At 56.1% G+C, this 14,060-nt stretch carries 13 protein-coding genes; 11 read left to right on the plus strand and 2 right to left on the minus strand.

The features are described 5' to 3' along the window. Nucleotides 1–2 precede the first annotated feature (2 nt). The 5 genes from ABWH92_RS10460 (at nt 3) to ABWH92_RS10480 (ending at nt 4,878) form a co-directional block, all read left to right on the plus strand. Complete coding sequence (locus ABWH92_RS10460) at nt 3–1,100, plus strand: ABC transporter ATP-binding protein (protein WP_375568102.1); 1,098 nt, start codon at nt 3–5, stop codon at nt 1,098–1,100. Further along, nucleotides 1,100–1,972 (plus strand): carbohydrate ABC transporter permease, encoded by an 873-nt coding sequence (locus ABWH92_RS10465; RefSeq protein WP_375568103.1) that lies wholly within the window; start codon nt 1,100–1,102, stop codon nt 1,970–1,972. Before ABWH92_RS10460 ends, ABWH92_RS10465 begins: the two co-directional genes overlap by 1 nt. Then, a complete protein-coding gene (locus ABWH92_RS10470; protein WP_375568105.1) occupies nt 1,972–2,772 on the plus strand; it encodes a carbohydrate ABC transporter permease in 801 nt (266 codons plus the stop codon). The genes ABWH92_RS10465 and ABWH92_RS10470 overlap by 1 nt, the downstream gene beginning before the upstream one ends. A gap of 24 nt (nt 2,773–2,796) precedes the next feature. Next, complete coding sequence (locus tag ABWH92_RS10475; RefSeq protein ID WP_375568107.1) at nt 2,797–3,075, plus strand: DUF2160 domain-containing protein; 279 nt, start codon at nt 2,797–2,799, stop codon at nt 3,073–3,075. A gap of 78 nt (nt 3,076–3,153) precedes the next feature. Continuing rightward, nucleotides 3,154–4,878, plus strand: a complete 1,725-nt coding sequence (locus tag ABWH92_RS10480; protein WP_375568108.1) for an ABC transporter substrate-binding protein — start codon at nt 3,154–3,156, stop codon at nt 4,876–4,878. Between the two features lie 64 nt (nt 4,879–4,942). Here the strand turns inward: ABWH92_RS10480 and ABWH92_RS10485 are convergent, their stop codons facing one another. After that, nucleotides 4,943–6,211 carry an MFS transporter gene (locus ABWH92_RS10485; protein WP_375568110.1) on the minus strand — a complete coding sequence of 423 codons (1,269 nt, stop codon included), beginning with the start codon at nt 6,209–6,211 and terminating at the stop codon, nt 4,943–4,945. Nucleotides 6,212–6,282: 71 nt separating this feature from the next. Then, nucleotides 6,283–7,233: a LysR family transcriptional regulator gene (locus tag ABWH92_RS10490; RefSeq protein WP_375568112.1), complete on the minus strand. Its 951-nt coding sequence runs from the start codon at nt 7,231–7,233 to the stop codon at nt 6,283–6,285. A gap of 111 nt (nt 7,234–7,344) precedes the next feature. Here ABWH92_RS10490 and ABWH92_RS10495 point away from each other — a divergent pair, with 111 nt between their 5' ends. The 6 genes from ABWH92_RS10495 (at nt 7,345) to ABWH92_RS10520 (ending at nt 14,060) form a co-directional block, all read left to right on the plus strand. Then, a complete protein-coding gene (locus tag ABWH92_RS10495) occupies nt 7,345–8,367 on the plus strand; it encodes a D-cysteine desulfhydrase (protein ID WP_375568114.1) in 1,023 nt (340 codons plus the stop codon). A gap of 3 nt (nt 8,368–8,370) precedes the next feature. Next, nucleotides 8,371–9,573, plus strand: coding sequence for a DegT/DnrJ/EryC1/StrS family aminotransferase (locus tag ABWH92_RS10500; protein WP_375568116.1), 1,203 nt, complete (start codon nt 8,371–8,373; stop codon nt 9,571–9,573). Continuing rightward, nucleotides 9,566–10,363, plus strand: coding sequence for an aspartate/glutamate racemase family protein (locus ABWH92_RS10505; RefSeq protein ID WP_375568118.1), 798 nt, complete (start codon nt 9,566–9,568; stop codon nt 10,361–10,363). The genes ABWH92_RS10500 and ABWH92_RS10505 overlap by 8 nt, the downstream gene beginning before the upstream one ends. Continuing rightward, complete coding sequence (locus ABWH92_RS10510) at nt 10,360–11,325, plus strand: glycine betaine ABC transporter substrate-binding protein (RefSeq protein WP_375568120.1); 966 nt, start codon at nt 10,360–10,362, stop codon at nt 11,323–11,325. The genes ABWH92_RS10505 and ABWH92_RS10510 overlap by 4 nt, the downstream gene beginning before the upstream one ends. A 92-nt stretch (nt 11,326–11,417) precedes the next feature. Next, the gene (locus tag ABWH92_RS10515; RefSeq protein ID WP_375568122.1) at nt 11,418–12,467 is read left to right on the plus strand and encodes a glycine betaine/L-proline ABC transporter ATP-binding protein; all 1,050 of its coding nucleotides are present in this window, start codon (nt 11,418–11,420) and stop codon (nt 12,465–12,467) included. A gap of 9 nt (nt 12,468–12,476) precedes the next feature. Continuing rightward, nucleotides 12,477–14,060: an ABC transporter permease gene (locus ABWH92_RS10520; RefSeq protein ID WP_375568123.1), complete on the plus strand. Its 1,584-nt coding sequence runs from the start codon at nt 12,477–12,479 to the stop codon at nt 14,058–14,060.

The raw sequence follows: 14,060 nt of genomic DNA on the forward strand, positions 1-14,060 counted from the left end.
GTATGGCCAAGATCACGTTTGAAAATCTCGCGCATTCTTATCTGCCCAATCCTAAGGGTGAGGAGGACTATGCGCTTAAAGAGATGAACCATGAATGGACCGATGGTGAAGCCTATGCGCTGCTTGGTTCATCGGGCTGTGGCAAGACCACGCTGCTCAATATCATCTCTGGATTGCTACAGCCGAGCCAAGGGCAGATCTTCTTCAACGGAGATGATGTCACCCATGCACCGACGGCCGAGCGCAACATCGCTCAGGTTTTTCAGTTTCCGGTCGTGTACGACACGATGACCGTGCGCGATAATCTTGCGTTTCCGCTGCGCAACCGTGGCGCCGATGCGGCTTACATCGCGCAGCGTGTGCAGACGGTGGCTAAGATGATCGGAATGGAAGACGGCCTTAATCGCAAGGCGCGAGGTCTGACCGCCGATGCCAAGCAAAAGATTTCACTCGGTCGCGGCATGGTGCGTGAGGATGTCAACGCGCTTTTGTTCGACGAGCCGCTGACGGTTATCGACCCGCATTTGAAGTGGGAACTGCGTACACAGTTGAAGTCACTGCACCATGAGTTCGGTCACACCATGATTTACGTGACCCACGATCAGACCGAGGCACTGACCTTCGCTGACAAGGTGGTGGTTATGTATGACGGTCGCGTGGTCCAGATCGGCACGCCTGAAGAGTTGTTTGAACGCCCCGAGCACACCTTTGTGGGTTATTTTATCGGCTCTCCAGGGATGAACTTGCTGGATGCCTCACTTGAAGGTGCCATGGCCAAGATCACAGCTGGCACCGTGGATTTAGGGGTTGGGTATGGTTCGGCCAGCGGCAAGGTTCAGATCGGCGTTCGGCCTGAGTTTGTGAAAGTTGCCAGCGGTGGTGACGGTCTTCCTGCAAGCATTGAGCGGGTGGAAGATGTTGGTCGGCACAAGATTGTTCGCCTTGATTTGGGCGGCGACAGCATAAGCGCGATCGTCAGCGAAGAGCAGGCTGTTCCTTCCTCTGACGTAAGAGTCACTTTCGACCCGGCCAAGATCAATGTTTATGCCGATGACTGGCGTGTGGCGCCCCTGGAAGAGCAAAAAGGGGAGGCCGCCTGATGAACAAGACGGACAATCAAAAGGCTTGGTTCCTAGTACTGCCCGTTCTGGTGCTGGTGGCGTTTTCGGCCATCATCCCGTTGATGACGGTGGTGAATTATTCTGTACAGGACACGTTCGGGAACAATGTCTTCTTCCCTGCTGGCCTGGAATGGTTTCGAGAGACTCTTCAGTCGGACCGCATGTGGGCCTCTTTCGGGCGGCAGTTGATGTTTTCCGGCATCATCCTGCTGATCCAAATTCCCCTTGGCGTCTACATCGCGCTGAACATGCCCAAGAAAGGTTTCTGGGTTTCGTTCTGCTTGGTGGTGATGTCGCTGCCGTTGCTGATCCCCTGGAACGTGGTGGGCACGATTTGGCAGATCTTTGGCCGTGTCGATATCGGCTTGCTTGGTTACACGCTCGATGCTGTTGGCATTGACTACAATTACACACAGGACGCGTTTGATGCCTGGTTCACGCTGATCCTGATGGATGTTTGGCATTGGACGTCGCTGGTCGCTCTGCTGGCCTATGCCGGTTTGCAGTCGATCCCTGATGCCTACTACCAAGCTGCAAAAATCGACCAGGCGAGCCGCTGGAGCGTGTTTCGGTACATCGAATTGCCCAAGATGATGGGCGTGCTGATGATCGCAATCCTGCTGCGCTTCATGGACAGTTTCATGATCTACACCGAGCCCTTTGTGGTCACCGGTGGTGGGCCTGGCAGCTCGACCAACTTCCTTTCGATCGACCTTGTGAAGATTGCTCTTGGCCAACTCGACCTTGGGCCAGCGGCGGCTTACTCGATCATGTACTTCCTGGTTATCCTCTTGATTTCCTGGGTGTTCTTCACGGTGATGACCAATATCGACAAGAAGGATGGCGTGTGATGATCAACCGCAAAGCCATCGTGATGGCGATCTATCTGATCTTCCTCTTCCTGCCGATCTATTGGCTCATCAATATGAGCCTGAAGACCAATGCAGAGATTCTTGGCGGGCTGACAATCTGGCCAAACAATCTGACGTTCGAGAACTATGTAACGATCCTCACCGACCCCAGCTGGTACATGGGTTATGTGAACTCGATTATCTACGTGACGCTGAATACGGTCATCAGTTTGGCGGTTGCGTTGCCTGCCGCTTATGCGTTCAGCCGTTACAACTTTTTGGGCGATAAACACCTTTTCTTTTGGTTGCTGACCAACCGCATGGCCCCACCCGCTGTGTTCGCGCTGCCGTTCTTCCAGCTTTATGGCTCGGTTGGCTTGTTTGACACGCATATCGCGGTTGCGCTGGCGCATACGCTTTTCAATGTGCCGCTGGCGGTTTGGATCCTGGAAGGGTTCATGCGCGGCGTGCCCAAGGAGATCGATGAGACCGCCTACATTGACGGCTACTCATTCCCAAAATTCTTCGTGAAAATTTTCATGCCGTTGATTGCCTCTGGCATCGGGGTGGCAGCGTTCTTCTGCTTCATGTTCTCATGGGTGGAACTGCTGCTCTCACGCACGCTGACAGCCACCGAAGCCAAGCCAATTGCGGCCATCATGACTCGCACCGTTGGCGCCTCGGGCATTGATTGGGGTGTGCTGGCCGCTGCCGGTGTTCTGACCATCGTGCCGGGCGCTTTGGTGATCTACTTCGTGCGCAATTACATCGCCAAGGGCTTTGCCTTGGGGCGCGTTTAAAGCTCGGCTCGAAAGGAGAAACACATGGACCTTTCCTGGATGGCGTGGACGTCGCAAACGGCGATCTTCTTCGGCGTTATCGCGCTTTTGCTTCTCACCTTCACGGTGCTTGCCATCAAGTTCCCGGAGACACCCCGCGTCGGTGTTCTTCGGATCGAAACGACCCGTGGTGATCGGTTGTTCATCACGCTTCTCGGCTCAGCCTTCATCAATCTAGCCTGGCTGGGCTTGGAGGTCGGACCGCAGCCCTATGCGCTGCTTGCCTGCCTTGTTTATGCCGCGGCGGTTTTTCGCTGGGTGTGACGGGCCAAACCCAGGCGGACCGGTGTCAACAAACCGGCCGCTTCAAACCAAACTGTTCCAATCCTTTGGGAGGAAACAATGAAGTCAATCCTTAGAACAACCTCAGTGCTTGCGCTGACGGCAGGGCTGTTGCCCGTCATGCCGGCGTTTGCCGACATGGATGCTGCCACCGCGTTTCTAGATGCGGAGATCGAGCGCTCCGTGCTTAGCCGTGCTGATCAAGAAGCTGAGATGCAGTGGTTCATTGATGCCGCTGAGCCCTATCAAGGGATGGAAATTCGTGTCGTGTCGGAAACGATCACAACCCACGAGTATGAAGCCAACGTGCTGGCGCCTGCTTTCACCGCAATCACCGGCATTCAGGTCACTCACGATCTCATCGGCGAGGGCGATGTGGTTGAGCGTCTGCAGACGCAGATGCAGACCGGCGAAAACATCTATGATGCCTATGTGAACGACTCCGATCTGATCGGTACGCACTGGCGCTACCAACAGGTACGCAACCTGACCGATTGGATCGCCGGTGAAGGCGCTGATGTAACCAGCCCAACACTGAACCTTGATGATTTCATCGGTCTGGACTTCACCACGGGTCCTGATGGCAAGCTCTATCAGATGCCGACCCAGCAGTTCGCGAACCTTTATTGGTTCCGCTACGACTGGTTCACCGATGAAAAGAACATGGCCGACTTTGAAGCCGAGTACGGTTATCCGCTCGGTGTGCCGGTAAACTGGACCGCCTATGAGCAGATTGCCGAGTTCTTTACGGGTCGTGATCTCTCGCATATGGGCCATGAAGGCGACGTTTACGGCCACATGGACTATGGCCGTCGTGATCCATCCCTCGGCTGGCGCTTCACCGATGCGTGGATGTCGATGGCTGGCATGGGAGACGTTGGTGAGCCCAATGGTCTACCGGTCGATGAGTGGGGCATTCGTGTGAACGATGACTCCCAACCTGTCGGTTCCTGCGTTGCTCGTGGCGGTGCCACCAATGGTCCAGCAGCTGTCTACGCCATCGAGAAATACACCGATTGGCTGACCAGCTACGCACCACCGGCTGCTGCGGGTATGAACTTCTCTGAATCCGGTCCGATCCCATCGCAGGGCGGCATTGCTCAGCAGATGTTCTGGTACACTGCTTTCACCGCCGACATGGTGGGTGAGGGTGCTGCTGCCGTGCTCAATGAAGATGGCTCACCGCGTTGGCGCATGGCGCCCAGCCCGCACGGCGTTTACTGGGAAGAGGGCATGAAAATCGGTTATCAGGATGCTGGTTCCTGGACGCTGATGCAGTCGACTCCAGTGGACCGCGCCCAGGCGGCTTGGCTCTACGCTCAATTTGTCACCTCCATGACGGTTGATCTTGAGAAGTCCCATGCTGGTCTGACATTCATCCGTGAATCGACGATCAACCATGAGAGCTTCACTGAGCGTGCGCCGAACCTTGGCGGCCTTGTCGAGTTCTATCGTTCACCAGCGCGCCTGCAATGGTCGCCAACCGGTACCAATGTACCTGACTACCCACGTCTGGCGCAGCTTTGGTGGCAGAACATTGGTGATGCTTCCTCGGGCGCTCTGTCGGCCCAAGAGGCTCTCGACAATCTCTGCGCTGAGCAAGAGCGTGTTCTGGAGCGCCTTGAACGGTCTGGTGTTCAGGGTGATCTAGGTCCTGTTCTCAACGAGGAAATGGACCCAGAGTTCTGGCTAAGCCAGCCAGGTTCTCCCAAAGCTGAGCTTGAGAACGAAGATGAGCAGCCAATGACTGTCAGCTATGATGAGCTAATCCAGTCTTGGCAGTAAGCACACGGCCTTAAGCCTTCCTCCCGTCAGAACCATCGGTTTTGACACGTTCCAGGGCCCGGGATCAGTTTGATCTTGGGCCCTGGTTCGTTTTAAGCGCAAAGTCTGTTTCTGCGCCCGTTTCGGACAGTTCTCGCGTCAGGCGACGAGCAATGACCACGCACCCGACCGACAGGCACAAACACCAAGCCCCCATGGTGAGGCCCTGTGCTGGGAATGTGATGCCTTTATCAATCAACAGCCCTGTGACGCCGGGCCCTATGGCGGTGGAGACAACCATGATGGTTGTCGCCATGGATCGGATCGAGCCGAGATGCGCGGTGCCGTAGACAAGCGGAAAAAGAACGCCGAGCAAAGCGCTGTTGATGCCCTGTGTGATGCCAATGAGCCCAAGTGCCAGGTACCACATGCCCACATGATCTGCCGGTCCGACAACAGCAATACCAAGTCCCATTGGAACCAACAAAAACGGCAGCAGCTTTTGCGCACCAAATCTGTCGCTGGCCCATCCACTTAGGAAGCCAAAAGCAACCGAAAGACCTGCATACACCGTGTAGCCTGGTGCCATGGCAAGCAGCGTCCAGCCTTTAACATCGGCCACATGGACTTGATGGAAGAAGATCACCGTGCCGATAAACCCAGGGGTCAACAGAACAGGCAGCAGGGCTGGCAACAGCCAGTGTCGCGCTGCGTCTTGCCGCGTCCAATGTCGGCCACCCAGGCCAGGTGTGCCGTTTTGGACGCGCTTGCCTTGCGCGGTTCGACCCTCATGCAGCAGCCAATAGAGGCTTGGCAGAACGATCACGATGAGGATGCCTGAAACGACGAGCCATGTGGTCTGCCAACCGAGCAGGCCGATTGCCAGCACAGCGGTTAAGGCCAACATCACTTCACCGGTTGGATGACCCAGATTGGTGATGGCAACGGCCTGCCCACGCCGTGCTTCAAACCAGCGACCCATGGCTGTCATCGCGATGTGCGAAAACATGCCCTGACCGCAAAACCGCAGCGCAAACAGAGACAACCCAAGCATCCAAACCCATGGTGAGAGCGCCATACCAAGGGCCGCGACCGCAAATCCGAGAGTGATAGAGGGAGCAAGTTTGTAGAGCGGAATGCTGTCGGCCAAAGAGCCGCGCCAGAAAAGGAGGGCTGCGGATGCTAGCGTTGCGACGGTGTAGAGGCTGCCCCACTGGCCATCGGTTAATGCGTGCTCTTGTTTGATGAACCCGGCAAACAGAGAGATGAACCAGGTTTGGCCAAAACCCGATGCGAAGGTCAGCAGAAAGCCTGCGCCGAGCCAGCGGGCGTTGTATTTAACAAAATGAAACAAGAGAGCGGCACTCAAACAGACAGGGATCTGAACGCAAATGCGCAGATCAAGCGTTTCTCAGATACGCTTGTTCAGGCGGATTGAACAGGTCCTGGCATCGTGCCGCATTTCGCTTCAGCCCCGTCGATGGGCAGGGACTCCAGAAGCGTCCACATCAGGTCTTCGCTTTTGGTGGTTTCGTCGTTAAGGCGAGCTGCGGTGATCGTCAGGTCGCAGCTCGGCAGAGTGGCTGAAAGGTCATGCAGGCTCCCAGAGGCAAGTTCCTTGCGTGCCAGCGAAAGCGGAACCCAGGCCACACCAATGGCTGAAACGGCAAATTCCAAAGCCGCCAAGGTGAGCGCGGTTTCGACCCGCGGTACTGCGTCCGCCAAGCTACGGACACGTGGCAGGATCGTGCGGTCCATCACCTGGCCCAAGAATACATCGTTTGGGTAGGCGATGATCGGCAGCTGGCCAGACGAAAAGTGTTCGTTGAGCAGAGCTTTGTTTGCTGCTGAGAACACTGGAACCAACGTGTCTTTGCCAATGGTGCGCGTTTGGAGAAAATCGGCGGACTGATCAAGCTTTTGATCAGGCACCTGATAGAGAATGGCCAGATCGGCGTGCCGGGCCAAAAGCAAGCTGAAACAATCGTCTAGATTAGCAGACCGCAGACGCACGTAGAGCTCACTGTGGCGGCTTTGGACGACTTGTAAAAGACGCGGTGTGAAGGCTGCGGTGAGTGCATGCTGACTGGCAATAACCAAGCGGTTGCCCGACAAGCGACTGCTGCGCTGTAGGTCGGTGGCAAGCTGGCGTAAATTGCCAACCAGCTTGGCAATCTCGTCCTTGTTCTCATCGGTTGTTGGCTTCAACTGGATCGGCTTACGGGTACGGTCGAAAAGCTCAACCCCCAAATGCTCTTCGATCTGTTGGATGCGGCGAGAGAAGGCCGATGGGGTGAGATGCCGTCTGTCAGCCGCTTCTGTGAAGGACCCCGTGTCGGCGACCGCTAGGATGTCCTCAAGCCATTCTAATCGCATGATGATCTTCTAAGTTGCATGTTTTGCATTTTAGATCAAAAATTTTGAATTTGCATTGGTTTTTTTGGTCAGCAAAACTGCAATGGTGCAATTTTCGACAAAGGAGTGATCATGCACCTCGCCCGCTTCCCCCGGCTTAAGTTCGCGCATTTGCCGACACCGCTTGAACCCATGGAGCGGTTGAGCAAGGAGCTTGGCGGACCTGAAATCTGGATTAAGCGAGACGATTGCACGGGGCTTTCGACGGGCGGCAACAAAACGCGAAAGCTAGAGTTTCTAATGGCCGAAGCGGAGGCCATGAATGCCGATATTGTGATGACGCAGGGGGCGACCCAGTCGAACCACGCGCGGCAAACGGCAGCCTTCGCATCCAAGCTTGGCATGAAATGCCATATCTTGCTGGAAGACAGGACCGGCTACGACGACCACAACTATAATGACAATGCCAATGTTCTGCTCGACCACCTTCATGGGGCAACGACAGCCAAATTCCCTGGCGGGCATGACATGCCAGGCGAGATGGAAAAAGCAGCGCAGGCCGCGCGTGCCGATGGCAAGACCGTCTATGTCATCCCTGGTGGTGGGTCCAATCCTACCGGTGCGCTGGGCTATGTGAACTGCGCCTTGGAGTTGCTGAGCCAAGCCAATGAGAGCGGTTTGGTGATTGATCATTTGGTGCACGCCACCGGTTCATCAGGCACACAGGCAGGCCTCATCGTCGGACTGAAAGCGTTGAATGCGGGTATCCCGCTGCTTGGATTTGGCACGCGCGCGCCCCAGCCGAAGCAAGAGCAGATGGTGTTCGATCTGGCGTGTAAAACAGCTGATAAGCTCGGCTGTTCGGGCATCGTTACCCGAGAGGATGTGCGTGCCGACACTAGCTATGTGGGTGAGGGCTATGGATTGCCACGTCAGGACACGCTGGAGGCAATTCGCATGTTTGCCGAGCTAGAAGGCATCCTGCTTGACCCAGTCTATTCTGGCAAGGGTGCCGCTGGTCTCATTGATTACGCACGCAAAGGACACTTCAAAAAGGGCGAACGCGTTGTGTTCTTGCATACCGGCGGATCGGCGGCCCTGTTTGGCTATGATGCGTTCTTCACCAACACCTCGCTCGCTCAGGCTGCGGAGTAGCCGATGGGTTTGCCACCCTTTCGGGGCAGCTTTACCCAGCAGGAGCCGATACCTCAGGAGGGTATCGTAGCGGCTGTTGAGGTCATGCAAACTGGGCGTTTGCATCGTTACAATGCGTTGCCTGGCGAAGAATCTGAGACCGTTGCGCTGGAGCGGGAGTATGCCGCTTGGCAGGGTGTTCCTTATTGCTTGGCCGTTGCGTCTGGTGGGCAAGCCATGCAGATCGCGCTACGTGCCGCGGGCGTTCGACCGGGTGACAAAGTTCTAACCAACGCGTTCACGCTGGCGCCCGTTCCAGGGGCCATTGCAGGCGTTGGTGCTGAACCTGTTCTGGTAGAGATCACCGATGATTTGGTGATCAATCTGGACGACCTTCGTTCCAAAGCAGGGCAGTCTGGCGCCAAGGTTCTGATGCTGTCGAACATGCGCGGGCATCTCTGTGACATGGACGCGCTGACTGCCTTGGTAGAGGAGCTTCAGATCACTCTGTTGGAAGACTGTGCCCACACAATGGGCGCCTCCTGGCGTGGAGCGAAGTCCGGCAATTTCGGACTTGCCGGTTGTTTCTCCGCGCAGACCTACAAACACATCAACTCAGGTGAAGGCGGTCTCCTCACATCTAGAGACGCTGCCTTTATGGCGCGAGCAACGATGATGTCGGGGTCTTACATGTTGTTTGACCGACATGGCGCGGGGCCGTCTGTCGATGTCTACGATGATATCAAACTTGATACGCCCAACATGTCTGCCCGCATGGACAATCTGCGCGCAGCGATTCTGCGGCCGCAACTTGCGCGGTTGAATGACGCTATCAAGCGCTGGAATGAGCATTATCGGGTCATCGAAGCTGTGTTGAAAAGGAGCGAACAGCTTCGTTTGCCGGTGCGTCCCAGCGAGGAATTTTTTGTTGGATCATCCATCCAGTTCATGGTCCCCGGCATCAGTGAAAGTGGCGCTCGTGCCTTCCTGAAGGCCAGCGCTGATCGCGGTGTGGAGTTGAAATGGTTCGGTGATGCCGATCCTGTTGCGTTTACCTCGGCCCATTCAAGCTGGCGGTATGTCCCCGAACAGAGACTGCCGCAGACCGACAGCATCTTGGCTGGCTTGTTTGATATGCGCCTGCCGCTCACCTTCTCTCTGGCCGACTGCGAACTCATAGCTGCACATTTGGCTGAGGTCGCCGCCGATATGGTGACCCATGCCTAGCTCCCGACGCTTACGGACCATCGGTGTGCTGGGTGGTATGGGCCCGGAAGCGACGCTTCTTTTTATGCAGCGTGTGTTGGCCGCTGTTTCTGCAGAGGATGACGCTGATCACATCCCTTTGCTAGTTGACCAAAATTCGCAGGTGCCCTCGCGCATCGCAGCTCTCATTGAAGGCGAAGGCTCTGATCCAGGACCTGTATTGTCGGCCATGGCCAAGCGGCTAGAAATCGCTGGCGCGCAAGCTCTTGTGATGCCGTGCAACACCGCGCACGCCTATGCTGATGTCATTCAATCTGCTGTGGCCATTCCATTCCTGTCGATGGTCGACGCAACTGCAAAGACGATTGCCGAGCATCAGCCGAGGGCCAAAGTTGGCATGCTTGCTTCGCCGGCTGTGAAGCTTACCTCGGTTTTTGAGCCAGCCTTCGCGGCCAATGGTCTGACACCGCTCTACGGCCAGGACCAGGACGCGCTTCTGTCGGCCATTCGCACGCTGAAGCGCGATGGCAATGATCCATCAGCGAGAGAAGCTTCCATACAGATGGCGAAGGCCTTGCGAGCCCAAGGTGCTGACGTCGTCTTGGTGGGGTGCAGCGAATTCTCTCTGCTTGCTCAAGACATCGCAGAGCAGATGCCCGTGATCGACAGCTTGGATGTGCTTGTCGCAGCAACCGTTACGTTTTCTCAGTTTGGGGACAGTGCCACAGGCGTCTCCCCCTCAGCCGCGCACAGACCGGGTGCGGCTTCTTCTAAAAACCAATCCGGTCACACAACAAGGGAAGCAGTATGATGATGAAATCCGTGTCCAAAACGGCACTTGCGACCGGCGTAGCTGCGCTCGCGGCCGTTTCCTCGGCCCAGGCGGCAGACTTGGTTCTTGGCGTACCGAACTGGCCTGCAGCGAACGCGACAGCCAACATTCTCAAAGTGGTGATCGAAGACAATTTCGGTCTTGATGTTGAGCTACAAAATGGGACCAACCCAATCATTTTCGAGGCGATGGACGCCGGGTCCATGCATCTTCACCCTGAAGTCTGGATGCCCAATCAGCAAAACCTGCACGATCAGTATGTGCAGGAAAATCAGTCCGTTGTGATGAACACCAACCCCGTGCAAGCCGTTCAGGGCATGTGTGTTCCAACCTACATTGCTGAGCAATATGACATCACCAGCATTGAGGATCTGACCGATCCGGAAAAGATGGCGATCTTCGATTTCGACGGCAATGGAACGCCGGAGGTTTGGATTGGTGCTCCGGGCTGGGCGTCCACCGCTATCGAACGCATCCGCGCACGCTCCTACGGTTATGACGAGGTGATGGACCTTCAGGAGTATGACGGTTCGGTGGCTTGGGGTGCGCTTGGCAGCGCTGTTGCTGCCGAAGAGCCCTGGATTGGCTTCTGCTACGATCCGCACTTCATCTTCGTCGCCTATGACCTAACGATCTTGGACGAGCCAGAGCATGATCCAGACACCTGGACGATCATTCAGCCAACCGATGATCCTGCATGGCTTGAGAAGTCCGAAGCATCGACCGCGTGGAACGGCGCTACCTTGCACCTTCACTATGCTGCCAGTGTTCAGGATGACTTTCCAGAAGTTGCCGCGATGTTTGATGCCTACCAGATGCCGTCAGCTGCGCTCAGTGAAATGGGCTATGCACTAAGTGTTCAAGGCGAGGACGCAGCTGATTTCGCGCGTCGGTGGGTTGATGAGAACGAAGATGTCGTTCTCGGCTGGCTGACAAATTAAGCCATTCTGCTTTCTCCCGGGTGGCCAGCGTGTCTGGCCACCCGTCTCCCCCCTTCTTGTTCTCTCCAATCGTAGCGTGGAAGTGAAACCCCGTGGATGTCGATCCTAAGCCCGAAGCCGTGGTTGAACTGTCGAACGTTTGGAAAGTGTTCGGCGAGCGCGCTTCCGAAACAGTGGAAGCCGCTAAGACAACTGGGCTCACCAAAGCAGAGGCGTTGGAGGAATTTGCCACCGTTATTGGTGTGCGTGATGCGAGCTTTTCCGTCGCGCGTGGTGAGATCTTTTGCATCATGGGTCTGTCCGGATCGGGCAAGTCGACCTTGGTTCGGCATGTCAACCGACTGATTGAACCGACCGCGGGTACGATCAAGGTGCTCGGCGAAGATGTCAGCGCGATGGGCAAAAAAGACTTGCGCGAAATGCGCTCGCGCCACATCGGTATGGTGTTTCAGCACATGGCGCTGATGCCCCACCGCTCCGTGCGCGAGAATGTGGCCTACCCACTTGAAATTCGCGGTGTGCCCAAGTCCCAACGTTGGGCAATCTCCGACCACACGCTTGGTCTGGTGGATTTGCAAGGCTATGAAGATCGCTTGCCCAGAGAGCTGTCGGGCGGCATGCAACAGCGCGTTGGTATCGCTCGGGCTCTGGCCTCTGATCCTGAAATCCTTTTGATGGATGAGCCGTTTTCTGCGCTTGACCCTCTGATCCGTTTGCAGCTTCAAGACCAGTTCAGCGCGCTTGTCTCGGAACTGAAAAAGACAACGCTGTTCATCACGCACGATTTGGATGAAGCGATCCGCATTGGTCATCGCATCGCGATCATGAAGGATGGTGTGATCGTCCAGATTGGTACGCCCGAAGAGATCGTGACCAATCCGGCAGACGATTATGTTCGTGAGTTTGTTCAGGGCATCTCGCGGCTCAAGCTTGTGAAGGCGCACTCCATCATGCAGCCGCTCAACGGCTATGACCGCTCGGCACTCGCTGATGCAAAACGCGCTTCCCACGACACCGATCTTGATACGCTCATTGACATGTCGGTCGACAGCGATGCGCCGGTGGTCGTCACCGAAGGCGACAGCGAGGTGGGCTACATTTCCAAAGCCACGCTTTTGCGCGGCATCCAAGGTGGGAAGTAGGGGATGGTGATGACCGATCAGGTAATGAAGAATGACCTCTCCGACCTTGATGCATCGAAAGCTTCAGCCGTTGCTGATGTGCAGGTTGATCGTGCTGCACTCGATCAATCCATAGCGGCATTCGTTGAGCGGAACCCTTCCTACTACCAACGCATCTTTCATAAGATTCATGACACGACTTCCGGCATACCGCTGACCTTCAACGCAGGGGCCGCGCTGTTAGGGCCGCTTTGGGCTGCCGCCCGTGGTGTATGGGGTATGTTCTGGGGCTTTTTGATCTTGGAGATCATTGCCTGGGTCCAGATCGGGCGAGGCACTTGGGGAGAGCTTGGCGCGGCTGATTTGCAGCAGGCCATAAGGCAGGAAACGCGCGCTCAAGAGTTTTTGGACAGAGCTGCTGCAGCGATCGCTCAAGGCGAGGATGGATCACGGTTTGAGACGCTGGGCACCAATTTGATGCGTGCCGCAGAACGTAGCCGTGACACGGCTGAAGCTGCTGCTGCTGACGCGGTGATGATCCTTATCTCCGGCATTGTTCTCCTGGTCTTGATCCGTGTTGTCCAAGGTGTTTGGAGCAACATCGCGTATGAAAAACAGTATTCTGCGTGGCGTGTCACGCCTGACCGCGTTCCGTCGGGCGTCAGCATGCTGTCTGCTGGTTTTGGTACGCTTTTGTTGATCGCCGTGATGCCTTTGACGGTCTACCGCTTCACGGTGGAGAACGTGCCCGATTTTCTGCTCGCGTTTCCAGCGACGCCGGAGCACTACACCGGCACAGCGCGATGGCTAGAAGGCCAAATCGATGCCGCGGCAACCGCTGGGTCCGGCACGTTTGATGGTATCGTGTTGGCGGTTCGCACGGTGCTCGACACCGTTTCTTTGGCTCTGATGGGTACCCCTTGGCCGGTGGTCATGATCGTCATTTGCGTTATCGCTTGGCGATCAGCAGGCCCGCGTGTGGCCATCTTTACCGCCGCCGCGCTCGCCTACATCGCCTTCCTTGGCTACTGGGAAATCGCCATGGAGACGGTGGCTTTGGTTGGCGCAGCGGTGGTTCTTTGTGTGGTTGTCGGTATCCCGTTGGGCATCTGGTTTGGTAAGTCTCTTCGCGCGTACAAGTTTGCTGAACCCGTGCTGGATCTGATGCAGACACTTCCAGCCTTTGTTTATCTCATTCCCATCATTGCCTTTTTCGGTACGGGCAATCCGCCTGGCATCTTGGCCACCATCATTTTTGGTATGCCACCGGTGATCCGTTTGACGGCGCTCGGCATTCGCGGTGTACCGGACAGCATCAAAGAGGCTGCATCAGCCTTTGGTGCGTCACGACGGCAGATTTTGCGTGATGTTGAGATACCGCTGGCGCTGCCGTCCATCATGACTGGTGTCAACCAGACCATCCTTATGTGCCTTTCTATGGTGGTGATCATTTCGCTGATTGGTGGCGGTGGGCTTGGCCAAGTGATCCTTGAAGCGCTTCAGTTCGCGGCCAAAGGGCCAGGTCTTCTGGGTGGTTTTGCCATTTTGTTTGTTGCCATGGTCATTGACCGCATCGTTCAGGGCGCTTTTCGACGCGCAGACCTGAAGACGTAG

The organism is Ahrensia marina (assembly GCF_042140245.1).
GTDB lineage: Bacteria > Pseudomonadota > Alphaproteobacteria > Rhizobiales > MH13 > MH13.